We start from the raw sequence: 18,459 nt of genomic DNA on the forward strand, positions 1-18,459 counted from the left end.
TCGGGTCTTGCCCCGCAACGTCATCTTCGTCGCCCCGTTCCCGTCGCCCGCGACGATGCGCTTCGTGCGCGCCGTGTCCCGGCTCGACGACGTGCGCCTGCTCGGGATCGTGCACACGCCGCCGCCCGCCGAGGAAGGCCCCGTCTACCACGACATGGTTCGGGTGACCGAGCCGACCAGCTTGAGCGACGTGCTCGAAGGCGTCGAGATCCTGAGCCGGAGGCACGGCGCTCCGTTCCGCATCGTCGGCATCCTGGAGATGATGTTGGTGACGCTGGCGCACGCCCGCGCGCGCTACGGAGTGGCCGGCACCGACCCGAAGACGGCGCAGCTGTTCCGCGAGAAGGCACGGATGAAGGACGCGCTCCGCGCGGCCGGCCTGCCCGTGGCGCGCCACCGGCTGCTCGGCTCGGAAGAGGGCGCCCGGGACTTCGCGGCCGAGGTCGGTTTTCCCATGATCCTGAAGCCGCCCGCGGGCATGGGCGCGAAGGCGACGTTCCGGGTCTCGTCGTGGGACGAGCTCTTGCGCGCGCTCCAGGGGCTCGGCGTCGGGCCCGGCTCACCCGTGCTCGCCGAGGAGATGCTGCGAGGCAGCGAGCACAGCTTCGAGACCATCACCATCGGCGGCGAGCCGCGGGTGTTCTCGATCTCGAATTACCAGCCGGGCTGCCTCGAGGTGCTGGAGACGCCGTGGATCCAGTGGGCCTGCGTGCTGCCGCGAGAGGTGGACACGCCGCTCGCGGCGCGCGCCAAGGAGCTGGGCTTCGCTGCCGTGCGCGCCCTGGGTCTCGAAGACGGCATGACCCACATGGAGTGGTTCCAGCGCAGCGACGGCTCGCTGGCCATCGGCGAGATCGCGGCCCGCCCGCCGGGCGCGCAGCTGTTGCACATGACCGGGGTCGTCCACGACATCGACGTGTACCGCGCCTGGGCGCGGGCGGTCGTGGACGGGGAGCTGGACGCTCCCTGGGAGCGCAGGTGGGCAGCCGGCTGCGCCTACGTGCGGGGCATGGGTCGCGGGCGCGTGGTGGCGGTCACCGGCGTGCACGAGACCCACGAGGCGGTCGGAAAGTACCTGGTCGAAGCCAGGCTCCCGAGCATCGGCGCCCAGAAGAACGACAGCTACGAAGGCGACGGCTACGTGATCGTGCGCCACGAGAGCACTGCGAAGGTCCAGGAGCTGATCGCGACCATCCTCCGGACCTTGAAGATCCACTACGCGGATTGAGCGCGCCCTTCACGAACGCCAAGGCTTCGCCGTCGCGGTGAAGCCGTACCAAAGCTGCTCGTGTTCGGCGAAGCCGCGCTCCGCGGCGAGGGCCTGGAGCTCGACGCCGTACGAGAGCTGCCGGAGCTCCGCAGCCTGGAACAGCGTCCAGGCTTCGTGTCGGTCGAACCAGGTCCCGTGGTGCGAGCAAACGTCGAGTCGCACGCGGACGCCGTGCTGGTCTTCGGTCGTCATCAGGGCCACGAGCTCGGCCGCGCAGTCCGGACACTCGAGGCGCGGGTCGTTGGTCACCGAGGCCGGCGCTCGATAAGCGGGGCCCGTCGCCGCGGTGGAGAGCTGCTCCGCTCCCGCGTCGAGCGCGAGGAGGGTCTGGCGCGCGAGCTCGGAGAGCGTGCCTCGGATGAGCGACTGGCAGCCGCGATTGTCGAGCCAGATCCCAGAGCAGCGCGGGCACTCGCGGATCGCCATGTCCGGTGCCTGGCGAAGGCAGAGCGCCACGCGACAACGAGGGCAAGCAGTGGAGCCGATCACGCTCCTCACGAGAGCGCGATTTCGCGGGCTGAGCAACCTTGGCTCCTGGTTCAGCCCCGCCGATCGTGCGAAGCTCGGGCGCCGGATGAGCTCCCGAGCGTTGACGGATGGGGCGCGATCCTTCGGTTTGACCGAGGTCGCGGGGCGCATCGCCGGGGTGCGCTGGCGCTGCTGCTCCGCGGGCAGCGCGTCGCGCTCCGACGCCCCATCGTCGCCGAGTCCGAGCGCGGCCACCGGGCCATGCTGTTCGACGACGGGCTCAAGCCGACGACCGGCTGCACACGCTCGAGCTCTTCGACTTGGGCGCCGACCCGGGTGAGAACGAGAACCTCGCCGACTCCCGCCCCGCGGACGCGGCCGAGCGTCGCGCTCGGCTCGATGCGTTCTTCGCGGCGCGGCGCTCGAGGCGGTAGTCGGCGCCCGCGCTCGAGCACGGGCAAGGCGGTCCGAGTCACCCCGACACCAGCGGACTTCGGGTGGAAACCTACATCGTCCTCGTGTCATCCTTCTCGTGTGCGGGACGGGAGGAGTTCGATGCCATCGAAGCTCAGGATCCATTCGCTCGTCATCTCTTCCGTGGCTGCGGCAGCCTTCTTCGCCGGCGCGTGCGGGTCTGACGGGGGAAAAGCCAATGACACTGGCAAGTGCACCCAAGGCGACACGCGCGCTTGCCTCGGCCCCGGCCAGTGCAACGGCGCGCAGAGCTGCGTCACGAACGGGGTTTGGAGCGCGTGTGACTGCGGGGGCGTGGGCGGCGCCGCGGGAGTTGGCGGCGGAGCGACAGGCGGTGCTGCTGGGGGCGGCGGTGCAGGTGGTAGCGCGGGCACCAGCGCGGGAGGCAGCTCCGGCGATTCCGGGACAGGATGCACGAGCGGCCCGAACGATGACATGGACCAAGACGGCTTCACGGTCGCTGCAGGTGACTGCAACGACTGCGACGACGAAGTGGGGCCTGGCGCCATCGAGGTCGGCGGCAACGCGAAGGACGACGACTGCAACGGTCAGATCGACGAAGCGTTCGTGCCCTGCGACGACACGGTTGCCCTCGACGAGAAGGACTCGCTCACGGCGGCGAAGAGCATCGAGCTCTGCAAGAAGGCCACGGGGCAGAAGGATTGGGGCCTGGTGAGCGCGAAGTGGGTGCTGCCGGACGGCATCGCGGTCCCGACGACGAACGAGGCGGAGTTCCATCTCGGACACGGCGTGCTCGGCGCGTTCGGAGCGAGCGGCAAGGTGCAGGCAGGCAAGAAGCTGCTTGCTCTGTCGAGCGGCACCGCGCGCCAGCCGAGCGACGCTGGCTACCTCAGCCCTTCCGGCTGGGACAAAGGCATCACCTCGGGCAGCCCCGCGGGTTTCCCGAAGGAGTCACCCGCGTGCCCGGCCGTGATCCCGGGCGCTCCACACGACGGAGTCGCGCTGGAGGTCGAGGTGCGGGTGCCGACGAACGCCGTCGGCTTCAGCTTCGACTCGGCCTTCTACACGTTCGAGTGGCCCGATTACGTGTGTGGCACGTATGGCGACTTCTTCCTCGCGCTCCTGTCCCCGATCCCGAGCGGGCAGAAGGATGCCAATGTGCTGTTCGATGCGCAGGGCAACCCGATGAGCGTGAACTCGGTGCTGATCGACGTGTGCTCCTGTACGGGCGGCCCGCCCTGCACCGCGGGCGGCAAGACCTACTCCTGCGCGCAGGGGGCGACCTTGCTCGCCGGCACTGGCTTCGAGGGTCATGCCGCGACGGGCTGGATGGTCACGACCGTTCCGGCGAGCGGCGGCACGACGGTGACCATGCGCTTCACGGTCTACGACTCGGGCGACGGGCTGCTCGACTCGACTGCACTCGTCGACAACTGGACCTGGATCACCTCGGGTCCGGCACCCGCCGGGCCGACGACGAAGGTCAAGCCCTGAGAAGCGGCGGGTAGATGAGCTGGGATCGCTGAACCTGCGAGCAGACCGGCGCTCAGCTCGACAACTGCGGCTGGTGCTTCGTCGATCCGTCGCAAGGTGTCGGCACCCCGGCGCTCGTCGAGAGCTGCTCTCCGCCGCGTCAGCTGATCTTCAGCGGTATCGACGCCCCGAAGTCGGGCGCCACGCTCTCTGGCGTGCGTCGACGCGCCGTGAGTTGGATCCGGAACCGCGCCTCGCGCCCCCGACAGCACCCGGACGAAGCCCTCGCGCCCAGGGCGCGAACGTGAGCCTTGCAGCACCCGAAGCTCAGGTGTATGTCGAACGTATGTCGCAGAAGCAGTCGACCACGGTGCGGTTGGATGCGGAGGACGTGGAGGCGCTGGCACGTGCGCGAGCGGATGGCCTCTCGTCCTCCGAGCTGATCCGGCGCGGCCTGCGCCTGGTCGCGGCGAAGTACTACCGGGGCAAGCGGAGACCACCTTCCACGGGGCTCTTCGTCTCGACCTCTGAGAGCCTCGGTGGCGAAGCTCTGCTGTTCAAAAAGACCCGGCGCTGATGGCGCGCGCGCTCGTCGCGGACACGGGAGGGCTATTGCGTGCGCTGGCCAAGAGGCCGGACGGCAAGCCGACGTGGCCGAAGTTCGAGGTGGCGCTGCGAAGCGCATCCCGCGTAGTCGTGCCGGCGCTGGTGCTCGCGGAGGTCGATCATTTCCTTCGCGACCACCGGCCCGCGATGCACCGCTTGCTGGAGGAGATCTTCGATCCGGCGACCGCGTACGAGTACGAACCGCCGGACATTCACGACATCCTGCGCGCGCTGGTGTTCGATCGGAAGTTCGCGAGCCTGGAGCTGGGCATCGTGGACGCGAGCGTAGCCGTGGTGGCCGAGCGGCGGCGCATCTATCGCGTGCTCACCATCGACCGCGACGACTTCGGACCGCTGAGAGTGGGTGACCGCTTCGAGCTCGAGCTCGAGCTAGTGCCGTGATCGCGCGTGCGGCGTCGGACGCACCGTAGCGGCCCGCTGCGCCTCATCCAGCTTCCCCTCGCCGGTCGCGCGCCCCGGCCCAAAGTGTTCCCCGCGAGTTGACCCGACCGACGCGACCTCGAGCCGGCCACCCGGCTTCAGCCGCGCTCTGCACGCGCCGCCGGGGCTACCCGCCGTCGGCCGTGCCGCCGTCAGCTGGCGGCGGCCAGTCTATCGAAACCAAGTACGCGCTGTTCGAACCACCATCTGGTTTGAGCACCCAAATTCCAACGATGCCCTTCGTGATCGGTTGCGCGTACAGCACCCAGTCCACCGGTTGGCGAAGGCGCTGGATTGCGCCGCCTGCCTTCTGAAACCAGACGGGTGCTGACGCTTGCCACGCTAGGTCTGTGTCTGGCGTGGGAGTGCTTGTTTCTTGAAAAGAATGCCAAAGCACGACGTCGCCGACAGCCCGCGTGAAGGTCTTCAGACCCGGCTTAGTGGGGGAGTCGAACGTGACACGGGTCTCTTTCCCGGACGCGACGTCGAGTCGGTAGATCTCACTGCCCGCGATAGGCTGGAAGAAAGTGCTCTTTTCACCGCCCGGTCCCGGGTGGCGAAGATCCGACCACACGATGGTCTTGCCGTCGTCCGAGATCCCTCCCATCGCCGCTCCGTTCTGCGTGTCGCCGACGGGGCTGATCTGGCCCTTGTCGAAGTCGATGAGGTCAATCCACCCTTCGCCGGCGCAAGTGGCGAACCCGGTTTCGCTGCCCTCCATGAAGAAGCAGCCACCGCCCGACACCATCTTCAGCTCGCCGTTCCGAACGTCGAACCGATAGAAGCGGCTCGGGGGCGCGTGGTCCCAGTACAGGTACGGTCCAGCGAAAGCTGTCGTGCCCGAACCGTCGCCTGCCTGGAGCTTCGGTGCCGCCCAAACCAGCTTGCGTTCTCCCGTCGTGAGGTCCCGCACGACCATGATTGTCTGATCAGGCTTCGAGATTGCATAGAACGTCCGCTTGCCGGCGAGAGAAGGGAGTGCGGCGCCGAATGAGCCTGGCCAGTCCTGGCCGTCGTCAACGAGATACTCGACGCCGGATGCTAGGTGGACGGCCTGCACGCGCCCAGGAGCCACCTGAAAGACGGCCCAGTCATCGTTGGCGCGCGGGCGCCGTGGCGAGATGCCGTCGGGCTCCGAGCTCGAGATCACCTTGCAGCGCACTCCGCAGTCGACCTTCAGCGCCGGGCCGGGCGGAAGCACCGGGAAGCTCGCCGGTGTGGTCTTATGCCAGACCGGGTCCCACGGTGGCACCGGGTTGTCGCCGGGCGCATCGCCGGGCGCGCCACCGGTGGCAAGCACGTCAGCGTCGGCGTCCGCGGCCGCGTCCGGCTCGTGGCTCTCGACTCGCTGGTTGCCGCACGCACCGAAGCTCGTGAGTGCCACGTACACTGCTGCCGCGCCGCCAGCGGCTGCAAGGAGCTTCTTCACGGCCCGACCCACGCGATCTCGACTCGTCCGCCGGGCTTCAGCCGCGCTCGGAATGGTCCGCTCTGCTCGCTGAGGACCCAGTCGCCGACATCGTGCTTGCCCGCGGGCGTCAGCGTGGCCCCAAGCGACACCGCGTCTTCCTTGTTCCCCAAGAGGCCGCCAGGGACGAGGTAGGACACGCTGCCGGTCGACTTGACGCCCCGAATCACGCCTTGAGCCTTCAGGCTGTCGTGTACGGCCAGCACTCCGTCGCCGTTCCACCGGAGCCGTATCAACGCGAGCCCGCGCGCGAGCTCGATCTCTCGACCGTCGAAGGCGAGCCTGCGCGGGAGGTCCGGCCCGCAGAATGCGCCGCAACCGGCCTTGTCGAGCACCGCGCACTTCTTGGAGTGCGCCGCCGAGGTGCTGCGCGGCACCAGAGTCCACCCGCTCGGGGTCGACTCGAGGAAGCCCTCGCTCGCGATTTCGAGAACGCCCTCCGAGCTCGTCCGGAGCAGAGCGGCCCCCGCCGTCGTCGCGACGACCCACTGGCCTTCGCCGACGCCCACCAAGTCCGGGGGCACGCCGCAGACATCCACGGGTGCGCCCAGCGCGGTCGATGAGGCGGTTCCCCCGAGCATCCTGCTGATCCCGGCGTCCGTGGCCGCTGCGAGCAGCCCATCTTGCTCCGCGAGCGCCCGGACTGGAGAGCCCAGCGGAATCGAGGTGATCTTCTCGGCCTTGCCGGAGAGCAGCGTCCAAAGGTCCACGTCATTGCCCCGCGCCACCCAGAGCGAGGAGCCTTCGAGAGCGATGTCGCTCGCTCCGGTGCCCGGGAGCTGGGCGAGCGCGGCCGACGTCTCGGACAGCCTCGCGCGGCACGTGCTGTCGCAGAGCGCGCCGGGCGCCCGCCACCACTCGGTTCCCGTGGCGCAGCGGCGCGCCTCCGTCCCGTCCTCGCAGCGAGGGAAGGACGCTGCGAGCGTCCTGGGGTCAGCATCGACCCAGCCGCCGCCTTCGGCGATGCGCACGCTGTGCGTTACCTGATCCGATGCTCCGATCTGGCCGACGGTCCACCACAGCGCCTGGCCGCTGGCGCCGCTGGCCAGCAACATGGAACCGCGGTCAATCGCCTGGCTTCCCGGCGGGAGCGCCACGTCGCGCGCGATGCGAGAGGCATCGCTGACGCCCACGCGCAAGGACCAGACGTCGCTGTGCGCGACGCCCCACGCGTCGGCGCCGCCTGCGTAGATCAGCCCAGCGCCCTGAGCATCCCATCCGAGAAACGGTCCCGAGCGACGCGGGAACGGCTCGCCTGTCAGCCCCGTGTCTGCAATCGTCCCGCTGCGCCAGTCGATCGCCACGACGTCGCCGCGCAGCTCCGTACCGTCATGGCCCCCAGCTCTGTACAGGGCGGTGTCGAAGAGCGCGTAGCCCGCGCCGCTGCGCCCTGGCAGGGAAGGATCCACGGGGAGCTCGGTCCACTCGAAGGTCTCGAGGTCGAGGACACGGAGCCACGCCGCTGTTTCAGCGTCCGGCTCGCCAAACGCGACAATGGCGTTGCTCCCGGTCTCCAGGAACACGTCGGCGAGCGCAGTACCCGGCAGAGCGGTGCCCGTCCGGGTCACGACATAGCGCGCTCGCGCCCCCGTCGTGCTCGCGGCGCTCAGTGCCCACAGCCGGTCGGCTCGTCCCGTCGCGCCGGATCCGGCCACGAGCACGAGCCCCGGACGCGCGCCGTGACGCGCGCCGCCCGCGGCCTCGGGGGCGAGCACCGCGAGGCGCCAGGGAACGGGTCCAGAGGCGATGGCCGCCCCTGCGGGCGCTGCTCCGCCGGCCGCGATGCCGAGCCCGCCGCAGTCCCCTGAAACCAGGCAGTCCAGCCCGCCGAGGATGCTCCCGTCCGGCGACGTGACCTGAATCGGCTGAGCTCGCCCGCCGGCTCCGAAGCGAAGCAGCGCCGCGAGCGTCAGGTCGCCGGCGCGCACGAGCACGGAGTCGCGGTCCAGCGACTGGAAGCAAATCCAGGGCGGCCAGCAGCCAGGGCCATACGCCATGTGGATGGCGTCCGACGCCGGTGAAGCGTTCACGAAATCCGGGCAGGTCGGATCCTGGTTGATGGCCAGGTGGGGCTCGATTGGCTGGATGAAGCGCTCCGTGAAGGTGGTGCGGAGGTTCCCGGCCCGTTCGTTGCCGACTTGAAGCGGCACTGTCGCGCCTGTAGTGGACTCGCGATCCGGGTTCGGATCCGCCTGATTGCCGACCACGCGGGTGAGCTGGGGGTGAGCCGGGTAACGGTGCGGCTTCGCGTCGGTGTCGACGGGCTTTCCATCCGCGCCGGTCAAGCTCAGGAACGTCCGCGTCGCGAACGTGAAGCGCAGCCCCGGCTTCGTTTTCAGGTATGGCTTCTTGGTGACGATGTCGATCCCGGTACTGAGCCAGTCGGAGGGGAAGTGTGCAGGGTACGTCTTCGCTTCCTGCACCCAGGCCCACGACATGTCGTAGGGCTTGGGCCAGAACGCCGGGTCTGACGGCGGACAGCTCGCGGAGGGCCCGATCGGGCAGATGACTGGTGGCGGAACCCCCGCGCGCGCCGGAAGCGGTCGACAATACGGTTGGCCCGCGAGCGTCTCGTGCGCGCAGCCTTTCCGTTCGACCCGTAGCCACTGCCTTCCAGTGTCGGGAAAGGAAGGCAGCGGCGACACCTGCCTGCAAGAGCCAGTCTCTCGGTCCAAACAGGCCGCCTTCCCTGTAGAACCAAACTCGGGGCAACCGCAGCGCCGGGCATCGAGCAGCACGGGCTGAGCTTGCTCGAGCGTTGCCTTCAACCGGTCGACGTAAGTGGAGCTCGTGCCGGTGAGCGCCGGATCGTTCGCGCTCACTCCGCGCGCGGGCGTGACTGACAGGAACACCTCGTTCTTGCCGAACAAGCCGAGGGGTGGACAGGGGTCACCCTGGACCTCGTCGGGTTCGGTCGTGTCCTCCTTCATCGCCGAGGCTTCGTACGGATCGCACAGCGTGCCTCGCGTCAGGAAGCCAGGGTTCTTCTCGCTCGGCGTGTAGCTGCCGAGGAGCGGGTCGTTCTGCTGGGCGTAGCTCGCGAATGCAGGCGAACCGGTTCCCGGGAAGCTCGCCCTTTCGCCCCATTCGTTCACGTTCGCGAACTTCTCCGCCACGACGCCGGGCGTGGAAGGGCAGAAGTCGGCGCCGTTCAGCTGGCCGTCCGAGTCCGTGTCGGCCCAACCGCGCCGCTTGTAGTCCACCGCAAAGCCTGGCCCGGATTGGTACCCGGTCGCGGCCAAGGCGGGGAAGCCTTTGCCGCCCACATACAGGTCCCGCAGCTCCGAGGGATCGCAGTCGTTGCCCGCGCCGTCGCCGTCGCTGTCGAGGTGAGCTCCCAGGAAGAATGGCGGCTTCTTTCCCGGGCATAGGTCGCTGTGGTTCGGAACGCCGTCGCCGTCGGAGTCCAGCGTGGTGCTGTCCAGGCCCGCCATGATGTGCCGCAACGGGCTCGAACACCCGGGCGAGCTGCAACCCGGAGGGAGATTGCCCGCCAGCCCCTGGCCCGTCCCGCAGAAGTTGCTCCCGCTCTGAATGGAAGCTCCCGGGTACAACTGACCAATCGAGCCGATGAACTTCGACGGCCCGCTCGTGTTCTTTCGCGCAAGGCATGCACTCGCGGGCGGCGAGTCCGCAGATGGCGGAGGATTGCAGTTGATGTCCCGCAGGCTCTTGACCGTCGGGCACGCGGTCGGGTCGGAGGGTGCAGCGGCGCAGGCCGGGAATGCCGTCGGGTCGCAGGCGCACACCGCGGCGTACATGGCGGTGTAGCCCTGGCACAGCTCATCCCTGTCGGAAACGAGCGGGTTGGCCGACGGGTCGATGACCGCACCCACGTTGGTTGGGACTGGCTTGTCCTGGGCGGTGGGGTAGGCCCAGTGGAGCACGGGGTTGACGACGAGTGCCCCCGTCTTGGTGGTCTTCTCAACGGCCTCGTAGACGTCAACCCAACCGGAGCAGCCGAAGAGCGCGCAGATCGCCCCTGCGATTGGGTCTAGGACTTGACCCTTCTGCCTTCCCCAGGTTCCGTCTGGCGGGTTCAGGTAGTAGTGGTGCTTTCCCCACGACGCGAACACGATGGGGTGCGTAGCGGAGCCGTTCACCGTGCCGAGTCGGAGGGTCTCGACTTGGGCGGGGGGCCTGCACTCGATCAAGCGGAAGTATGGGAAGAGAACTTGGTCTATCAGGTCGGTTGCGACCGAGCACGAAAGCGCCGAGCTGTCGGTGCCCGCAAGGTCCCGGTGCCAGCCTTCGACACGAAGGAGCTGCGCCTCGGTGCGCCCGTCCGACCCGGTGACCAACTCCACTTCGACCTCGATGGACATCGAGTCCCCATCGTGCTTGTTCTCGCCTTGTCCGCAGTAGCCGATCGGCACGGGTACGTTGGGGATGTACACGACATTGTCGAAGTAGCCGCCATCCTTGCCGAAGAACGTTCCGTACTTGATGTGCACCACGTTCGGGTTCGCGCCGTCGGGATAGGCGTTGAACACGGTGAATGGCTCGCGTCCGCCTGGAAACTTGATGTCGACGGCCAGCGCCGGCTCATCGGGCGTGAAGTGAAGCTGCGGCGCAAAGCAATCCGCGAGCGCCGACTCGATCTCGTCGTCGAGACCGTCGTCGTCCTCGTCGATGCTGCACTCCCACGGCTGCGGCGTTGCACGGTGGGGAACCCAAGGAGAATGGTGTAGGGGACATACCCCGTTTCCGCCCAGGAGCTTCCCGGCCCGCGCGACGCCCGGTGTCAGGACCGCAAGCACGGCGGCGGCCAGGGCAAGCCAAACCAGCAGGCGCCGCAAGCGTGCTGCGTGCTGCGTGCTGCGTGCTGCGTGCTGCGTGCTGCGTGCTGCGTGCTGCGTGCTGCGTGCTGCGTGCTGCGTGCTGCGTGAGCATGAGCCGACCCTCCCGGTTGGTACGATCGACGCTATCGAGTCGAGCGCGCGCCGGTCAAGCTGGGCACGCTCGCATGTCCGCGCGGGTGCGCGCTTCCCCGACATGACCTTGCGTCATGTTCGTCCCCGCACTTGCGTAGCCCTCGCGGTACGTTGGGCAGCGGAGCGCGCAGCCTGTCGAGCCGCGCGAGGTAGGCTCGCGTCCGCCGGTCGACGCGCCCTGAGTTGGACCCCGAGCGCGCCTCACGCCCCCGACAACACCCGGAGCTGCGAGCTCTCCACCCAGGCCTCCGTCGAGCCCCACTCCACGCGCACCAGCTGGCCGCGGCGCTCGCGCACGAAGAGGCTCGTGCCCTCGGGCATGGAGACGTGCTCGGGCACGCCGCCCTTCTGCACCAGCGGCTTGCCGGTCTCGTCCAGCAGGCGCGCATCGCCGACCACCACCACGGCGGGGCGCGAGCTCAGGCGGAAGTGCCGCGCGCCGAGCGCGAGCGAGCCGCACACGCAGAGCAGCATTGCGCCGGCGCTGGCCACGATGGTCGCGGCCAGGCGGCGCCGCTCGACGCGATAGGCAAAGCGCGCGCCGAGGCCCAGCGAGGCCAGGAGCGAGCCGAGGGCGGCGAGCGCGGCCCACGCGCTCTCCGGCAAGAGCGCGACCAGCGCGCGGGAGAGCGTGGTCTTGGCGATCACGGGCTCGGCGCCCTCGCGGGCGCGGCGCCGGGCGATCTCGCCGCGCACGCGCTCCAGGGCACGCTCGGCGTCGGCGTCGTCCGGACGCAAGAGCAGGCTCTCCTCGAGCGCAGCGACGGCGCGGCCCAGATCGCCGGGGCGCGCGACCGGCGAGCGCGCGCGGGCCACGTAGGCGGCGGCTCGGTTGTAGCTGGCGTCGGCGTGGCTGAAGCCGCTGTCCGCCAGCGACTCCAGGCGATCGATGGCGTCGTCGTAGGCGCCGCGCTCCAGGCTCTGCACCGCCTCGGCGAAGGCCTTCTCCTGAGCTGCGTCGGCTCGGCCCGGCGACGGTGAGCAGAGCAGCGCGCCGGCGAGCACCAAAGCGATCGCTCGCCCTCTCATGCGCCGCGCCCCAGCGCCTTCACGATCTTCGCGGCGCGCTCGACTAGCTCTTCGGCGCCCGTCGCCTCGGCGGCGCCGGTGAAGCGCAGGTCGTCGCAGCGCTCGAGCAGGGTCACGACGTTCTCGCAGAGGCCCGCGTCGAGGCCGCGCGCTTCGAGCTCGTTCGCGAGCTCGGCCTTCAGCACCGCGCGAGCGCCGAGACCGGTCGCGCCCTCCACGGCGAGCAGCACGGCCTTCTCGGCCTGGCTGGCGGCGCGGCCCGCGTCGCCCTGCCCGAGGGCGGCGCGCGCGTCGGCGAGGGCGCGCGCAGCCAGCGAGCCGTGGCTCTGCTTCTGCTCTCGCCAGCGCGTGCTCAGGCGCTTGCTCAGCTGTCGGCCGGCACCGGCCATCACCACGCCGAGGGGCGCCAGGAACACCACCGGCCAGAACCAGCCCGCGTCCGTCAGCGGCGCTCGCGCTGCCGGTGCGCCGCCCAGCACCTTGCGCGGCGCGAGGGCACCAGCCAGTGCGTCGTCAGCCGCCGGCTCGACCGGTGCTTTGCCCGGACGAACCTTGATGCTTCCGAGCGCTGCCTTCGCGATGTCGTAGGACTCCCTCTCGGGGTCCCAATACGGAAGCGTGAGCTCGCCGAGATCGACGTCGCCCGGAGTGTCGATGCGCACGACGTAGGTGTACTTGCGCCAGCCGCCGACGCGCGAGCCGCGGGGCTCGATCTCCTCCACCGTCGTGGGCTCGAGCCAGGTCACCCCGGTCTGCTGCGGCGTCTTGAGCGCGAGCGGCAGGTTGCCGGTGCCCTCGAGCTTGGCCACCACGCTGACGGCGTCTCCGGCCGCGATCTCCCGGGGCTCGATGTTGGCGGAGAGCGCGAAGCGCCCGACGTCACCCGGCTTGTAGCCGGCTGGGCGTCCCTGAAGCGGGGGCTCGACCACGTCGATGGCGATGGGGACGCTCGTGCGAACCAGGCCTTTGTGCGCGCCAGAGCTGGGGTAGCCGCGCCCCTCGAAGCCCATGCGCATGGCGCCGATGGTCAGCCTGCCGGTGCGGATGGGGAACAGCGCGAGCTCGCGGATCTTCTTCGCGTGCCAGATCTCGTCGCCGATGGGCACGCGGTGCATCGTCTCTGCGTAGGAGCTCTCCAGGATGGTCTGGGCCAGGAACGCCTCGCGGCTCGGCTCCGAGGTGTTGGTCTCGCGAAACGGTCCGCGGCCGCCGTAGGCGAAGATCTTCAGCGTGATCTGCTCGCCGACGACGGCTCGGGTCGGCGTGGCGACGGCGCGCAGGAACGCAACCGGCTCTTCGGGCTGCATCACCCTGAGCTCCTCGGGGAAGGGCGGCAGGTCCTGCGGCGGCGGGTCGTCGCCGAGCAGCCCCGGGATCTGAGGCAAGCCGAAGCCGAAGGGATCGAGCGGATCGCGGTGGCGCGGGCGCGGTGACGTGCCCGGCGGCACGATCTGGACTTCGATCACGTCGCCGCTCGAGCGCTGGGTGCCGATGAGGACACTCGGTGGTCCGATGCGGAAGCGGCCGGTCTTCGACCCCGTGAGGGTCCAGGTGGCGCTGATACCGAAGCGTTGCAGGAAGCTGCCGCCCTGAAGCGTGACCTGCTGCTGCATCGCGACGCTGGGACCGTGGACGGTGAAGCCTGACGGCACGGGCAGCGACGGACTCTGCGGCAGCGTGGAGCCCTTGTCCGTCATCGCCGTCAGGGTGACGGTGAAGGTCTCGCCGGCCTCGACGTGTCGGCTCGAGATCTGGGTCTTCAGCGTCGCGGTGGCCTGAGCCAGCCCGCTCTGCGAGAGCGCGAGCAGCGCGACCAGGAGGCAGAGCGAGACGAAGAGCCTCACTTGTCCTCCATTCCCGTCCGCGTCTGGCGCTGAAGCGCGCGGTTCCGCGCCGCCTGCTGCTGCAAGGTCGGCGCGCGCTCGAGCATGTCGAGCATGCGCTCGTCCTGGTTGATGCTGGAGCTCTCCTGCTGATCCGGCGGCGCTCCCGCGTCGGGCTGATCCTGCGGCCCCGCGCCCGAGTCGTTGCCGGCCTCCTGACCGCCGTCCTGATCGGCGCTCTGGCTCTGGCCGTCGTCGCCGGAGTCGCGTCCGCTGTCGCTGCCGCCGTCTGGGCCGCCGCCGTCGTCGCTCGCGTCGTCACCCGCGTCCGGCGAGCTGCCGTCGCCGCCCTCCGGGTTCTGGTCCTCGCTCGCGTCGCTCGAGTCGGGCTCGGCCTCTTGGCTCGCGTCCTGCTTCGCCTCCTCGTCCTCGGCGCGGCGCAGCGCGATGGCGCGGTTCCAGGCGGCGTCCCGCCCGATGCCGTCGCCGGCGTCGTCCGGCAGACCCGGGATCAGCTTCAGCGCGCGGTCGTAATGGTTGACCGCGACGCGGTAGCGACGGCGCAGGAACTCCAGGTTGCCGGCCAGGTAGTGGGCGCGGGCGCGGAGATCGATCGCCACCTTCTGATCGAGCGCGACCAGCTCCACGATTTTCAGCGCGCAGTCCACCTGGTCGCTGCGCTCGGCCAGCGCTGCTTCTTCTGCCGGCGTGAGCCCGGCGTCGCCCGCGGACTCCTCGTCGCCGAAGCGCTTGCCGAACGTCTCCGCGATCTCGAACAAACCCAGGGCCAGATCGAAGCTCGCGTTCGAGCGCTGGCGGAGCCCGTCGTTAGTGCCGATCTGCCCCTGCTCGCACTTGCCGGTCGCCAGGTACTCCGCGAGCAGGCCCACGGCGGCCTGCGCGTCGCCGGCGTCGAGGGCGGCGATGGCCTCGTCCACCCGAGGCGCGTTGCGCTCGAAGAGACGATCGACTCCGCCGTCGCAGCCCAGGGGCAGAGCGAGGGGAAGCGCCGCTCCCGCCGCGACGGCCGCCAGGGTCTTGCGCTTGCGCTTCACCCGGGTCTTGTGCGGCGGCGGCGGCACCTGGGTCGGACGCGGGCGCCGCGGCGTCTCGGGGATGAACGTCTCGGCGAGCAGCAGGCCGAGCGAGAGCAGGAGCGGCCACAGATAGACGTCGGCGTACACCGTCTCCACGCGCTCGCTGAGCTCGCCGGTCATCATCTTGCGCAGCGAGGCGGCGATGGCGCGGATGCCGGTGGCGCCGGCCTCGCTCCGGGCGACGTTGCCGCCGCTCGCCGCGGCGATCTTGCCGAGCTGGGCCTCTCCCGCCGCGGAGAGCTGCGTGGTCACCGGCTTGCCTTCGGAGTCGGTGCGCCAGCCGCTGATCTCGCCGGCCTCGTTCACCTCCGGCAGCGGCTCGGGAGTGCGCCCGCCGATCTGGACGACGTGGACGGTGACCCCGTCCTGCGCCGCGGCCTGCGCCACGCTCACCGGATCGCCCTCGAGGTCCTCGCCGTCCGTGACCAGGACGATCACCTTCTTGTGGGAGCGCGACAGCGGGTCCCGACCGAACAGCTCCCGCGCGGACTCCAGCGCGCGGGCGATGGCGGTCCCACCCACCGGCATGTCGTTCGGCGTGAGCTGCCGGAAGAACTGCGCGACCGCGCTGCCGTCGCTGGTCATCGGGAAGGCCATGGGCTCGCCGGCGAAGGCCACCGCTGCGAAGCGGGCGCCCGGCAGGTCGGCGATCAGCTGCGCCACCTCGGTCTTGGCCCGAGCGATGCGCGACGGCTTCACGTCGCGCGCGTGCATGCTCTTCGAGTAGTCGAGCACAACGATCACGTCGAGGTTGGTCGCCGGGATGATGCGCGTGCCACGGCCGTATTGCGGTTGCGCGGCCGCGAAGAACCCGAACGCGACCGCCAGCACGAGGAGCGCGCCCTTGAAGGCGCGACGCGCGCTGGGCTTGGCGGTGAGCAGGCCCTCGACCAGCTTCTCGTCGCCGAAGCGGCGCACCGAGCGGATCAGGAGCAGCCCGCCGGTCACCAGGAGCACCGCCACCACGACCGCGAGGCCGGTCCCGAACAGCCAGAGCGGCTGGGCGAACTTCACGGGAACCTCCTGAGCAGCAGCGCGCGCAGGATGGCGTCCAGGGCGATCAGGAGCACGCCGGGCAGGAGCAGGAACCGGTACATGTCCTCGAAGCTGGCGATGCTGGCCTCGAAGCGCGTCTTCTCCAGCTTGTCGAGCACGTCGTGGAAGCTCTCCTGGAGCTTGGTCGCATCGCTGGCCACGTAGGTCTCGCCACCGGTCTCCTCCGCGAGCTTCTTCAAGAGCTCGGGGTTCACCGGGAAGGGCACCGTGACGTAGCGCGGCTGGCCGAACAGATCGAAGCCGTCCTGCACCTCGGCGACCTCGCCGCTGCCGATCTGGATGGTGAAGAGCTTCGCGCCGACCAGCTTGGCCAGGTGAGCCGAGTACTCTGGCGAGATCTGCCCTGCGTTGTTGTCGCCGTCGGTCAGCAGCATGACCGCCTTGCTGCGGGCCTGGCTGCGGCGCAGCCGCGCGACCGCGACGCCGGTCGCGTCGCCGATGGCCGTGGCGCTGCCGTCGATGAGCTTGAGCGCCATCTTGGAGACCAGCGCGTCGAGCAGGTGGTAGTCCAGCGTGGGAGGCGAGAGCACGTAGGCTTCTTTGCCGAACACCACCACGCCGATGCGATCGGTCTTGCGCCGCGAGATGAAGTCGCGGATGACGGCCTTCGCCACGTCCAGGCGGGTCGGACGGATGCGCCGATCGCGCTCCCGCGGCATGAACTTCTGCAAGTTCTCGGGCACGTTGTCGATCACGGCCTGCATCGACCCGGACAGATCCAGGACCAGCACGATGTCGATGCCGCGCTCGTCGGTGATCTCCGGGTGCAACGTGTTGATGGGCCGGGCGAGCGCCAGGATGAACAACCCGACGCCGACGGAGCGGAACACGCCCGGCACGTCGCGCAGCCACACGTGCCAGCCCACCGGGCCTAGGGTGAAGGGCAAGAGCGTCCCCACCCGGAGCCGCGGCGTGCGCCGGTCCTCTCCCCAGGTGGCGCGCCAGAACACCAATGGCACCAGGACCAGGAGCGGCAAGAACCACCAGTTCTGCCAGCTCGCGTTCAAGAGCTCCGGCCCTCGCGCGATGGCGGGGTAGGCGATGCCCGCGCCGAGCGCGCCGATCAGCGCCAGCGTCACCACGCCGATGCGCTGCCACAGGCGCGAGCGCGGACCCGGCGCGCGGGGCCCAGGACGGCGCGGCGACGGCGGAGCCTTGGGCGGCGTCATGGCGCACCAGCTCCTTGTCCAGGCTGCGCCTCGGGCGGAGGCGGCGGGGTAGCGCTGGGCGGCGGCAGCGGCGGTTCGGTGATCAGCGGGACCGTGCGCCGAACGATTTGCTCGGCGCGCGCCAGAGCCTCCTCGCACTCCTCGGCGCTGGGCGTGAGGCGGGCGAACTTCACCAGATCTGCGTGGCGCAGCGAGGCCTCGATCTCCGGCAGCACCACGATGGGTGGCACCACCCGGCGCAGCACGCTCATCATCTCGCGGGTCGTGCTCTCCAGCCCGTCGAAGCCATAGCGATCGCCGCAGTACTTGCGCACGATGTGGGAGACGCGGGCGTAGTGCTCGGCGTAGCGCTCGTTCTTGATCAGCTCGCGTGCGCGCAGATCACCCAGCTCCTCGAAGGCCACCTCCCACGGGGGGCGCGGCGGCGGCGGCGGCGGGACGGGCTTCGGCCGGGCGCGCCAGCGGCCGATGAGCCACGCCACCAGCGCACCGACGAGCAGAGCCACCAGCGCCGCGAGCGTGACCTGCTTGGCCGCGGTCCAGACCTCGCGCTCCGGACGCGGCGGCGGGTTGTCCTTGGGCTGAGCGTCGGGCGTGCTCGCGATGGGGTCGTCGATCACGATGCTGTGCGGTGCGGTGCACAGCGTGACGAGCTCGCCGCTGGCGCGAGCGATGGCGATGGGCAACGGCGGCAGCTCCAGCACGCTGCGGCCTGGCTTCGGTGGCAGGGCCACGACCGGCACCTTCACCGTGCTCTTCGCCGTGTCCCCGCTGGGCGTGACCTGGATGCTCGGTCCCGCGCCGCCGTCCGCGTCCGGGATGGCGAAGCCCGCGCGCTCGAGCGCCCGGGCGGCGTCGCTCTCCAGCTCGATACGAAAGCCGTTCGGCAGGACGGTCTCGCCCTTGCCGTGCTCGACCACCACCTCGAGGGTGGCGGCCCAGCCGCTGGTGCCCTTGTCCGGGAAGCGCTCCTCCAGCTTCGGACGAGGCTTGCCCTCCGGCCAGCGCTCGATGCAGGTCGCCGTCACGCGCTCCGGCGCGCCCGTGCCGGCGTCCGCCAGCCCGTGCGACGACCACGCGCACAAGGCCCAGAGCAGGCGCCGAGCTCTCACGGGCGGGGCTGCCTCCGGCGGGGTGCGCTCTCTCCGTTCATCCCTGCGAAGCTCCTCGGAAAAACCGGCGCTTGCTAT

The 18,459-nt window shown here is 70.1% G+C and carries 11 protein-coding genes and 1 pseudogene; 4 read left to right on the forward strand and 8 right to left on the reverse strand.

Annotated features, from left to right (window positions below; all coding sequences use genetic code 11):
• Positions 1 to 7: 7 nt before the first annotated feature.
• Positions 8 to 1,228, forward strand: a complete 1,221-nt coding sequence (locus HS104_34665; GenBank protein MBE7485099.1) for an ATP-grasp domain-containing protein — start codon at positions 8 to 10, stop codon at positions 1,226 to 1,228.
• Between the two features lie 9 nt (positions 1,229 to 1,237).
• Here the strand turns inward: HS104_34665 and HS104_34670 are convergent, their stop codons facing one another.
• The gene (locus HS104_34670; GenBank protein MBE7485100.1) at positions 1,238 to 1,726 is read right to left on the reverse strand and encodes a zf-TFIIB domain-containing protein; all 489 of its coding nucleotides are present in this window, start codon (positions 1,724 to 1,726) and stop codon (positions 1,238 to 1,240) included.
• Positions 1,727 to 2,335: 609 nt separating this feature from the next.
• Between HS104_34670 and HS104_34675 the strand changes: the two genes are divergently transcribed.
• The 3 genes from HS104_34675 (at position 2,336) to HS104_34685 (ending at position 4,654) form a co-directional block, all read left to right on the forward strand.
• Positions 2,336 to 3,667, forward strand: coding sequence for a hypothetical protein (locus HS104_34675; GenBank protein MBE7485101.1), 1,332 nt, complete (start codon positions 2,336 to 2,338; stop codon positions 3,665 to 3,667).
• 283 nt (positions 3,668 to 3,950) lie between these two features.
• On the forward strand, positions 3,951 to 4,223 hold the full coding sequence (locus HS104_34680; protein MBE7485102.1) for a ribbon-helix-helix protein, CopG family: 273 nt from the start codon (positions 3,951 to 3,953) through the stop codon (positions 4,221 to 4,223).
• Complete coding sequence (locus HS104_34685; protein ID MBE7485103.1) at positions 4,223 to 4,654, forward strand: type II toxin-antitoxin system VapC family toxin; 432 nt, start codon at positions 4,223 to 4,225, stop codon at positions 4,652 to 4,654. Before HS104_34680 ends, HS104_34685 begins: the two co-directional genes overlap by 1 nt.
• A 166-nt stretch (positions 4,655 to 4,820) precedes the next feature.
• Here HS104_34685 and HS104_34690 read toward each other — a convergent pair whose 3' ends face one another.
• The 7 genes and pseudogenes from HS104_34690 to HS104_34720 all read right to left on the reverse strand — a co-directional run bounded on the left by HS104_34690 (position 4,821) and on the right by HS104_34720 (position 18,381).
• Positions 4,821 to 6,122 (reverse strand): hypothetical protein, encoded by a 1,302-nt coding sequence (locus HS104_34690; GenBank protein MBE7485104.1) that lies wholly within the window; start codon positions 6,120 to 6,122, stop codon positions 4,821 to 4,823.
• Complete coding sequence (locus HS104_34695) at positions 6,119 to 10,921, reverse strand: hypothetical protein (GenBank protein ID MBE7485105.1); 4,803 nt, start codon at positions 10,919 to 10,921, stop codon at positions 6,119 to 6,121. Before HS104_34695 ends, HS104_34690 begins: the two co-directional genes overlap by 4 nt.
• 375 nt (positions 10,922 to 11,296) lie before the next feature.
• Positions 11,297 to 12,124, reverse strand: a complete 828-nt coding sequence (locus HS104_34700; GenBank protein MBE7485106.1) for a hypothetical protein — start codon at positions 12,122 to 12,124, stop codon at positions 11,297 to 11,299.
• Positions 12,121 to 13,968 carry a BatD family protein gene (locus HS104_34705; GenBank protein MBE7485107.1) on the reverse strand — a complete coding sequence of 616 codons (1,848 nt, stop codon included), beginning with the start codon at positions 13,966 to 13,968 and terminating at the stop codon, positions 12,121 to 12,123. The genes HS104_34700 and HS104_34705 overlap by 4 nt, the downstream gene beginning before the upstream one ends.
• A 1,076-nt stretch (positions 13,969 to 15,044) precedes the next feature.
• Positions 15,045 to 16,058, reverse strand: a pseudogene (locus HS104_34710) (VWA domain-containing protein).
• Complete coding sequence (locus HS104_34715) at positions 16,055 to 17,269, reverse strand: VWA domain-containing protein (GenBank protein MBE7485108.1); 1,215 nt, start codon at positions 17,267 to 17,269, stop codon at positions 16,055 to 16,057. The pseudogene HS104_34710 and the gene HS104_34715 overlap by 4 nt, the downstream one beginning before the upstream one ends.
• Positions 17,266 to 18,381 carry a hypothetical protein gene (locus HS104_34720; GenBank protein ID MBE7485109.1) on the reverse strand — a complete coding sequence of 372 codons (1,116 nt, stop codon included), beginning with the start codon at positions 18,379 to 18,381 and terminating at the stop codon, positions 17,266 to 17,268. Before HS104_34720 ends, HS104_34715 begins: the two co-directional genes overlap by 4 nt.
• Positions 18,382 to 18,459: the final 78 nt, after the last annotated feature.

The sequence above is a fragment of the Polyangiaceae bacterium genome, assembly GCA_015075635.1.
In the GTDB taxonomy this organism is placed as follows: Bacteria; Myxococcota_A; Polyangia; order Polyangiales; family Polyangiaceae; genus JADJKB01.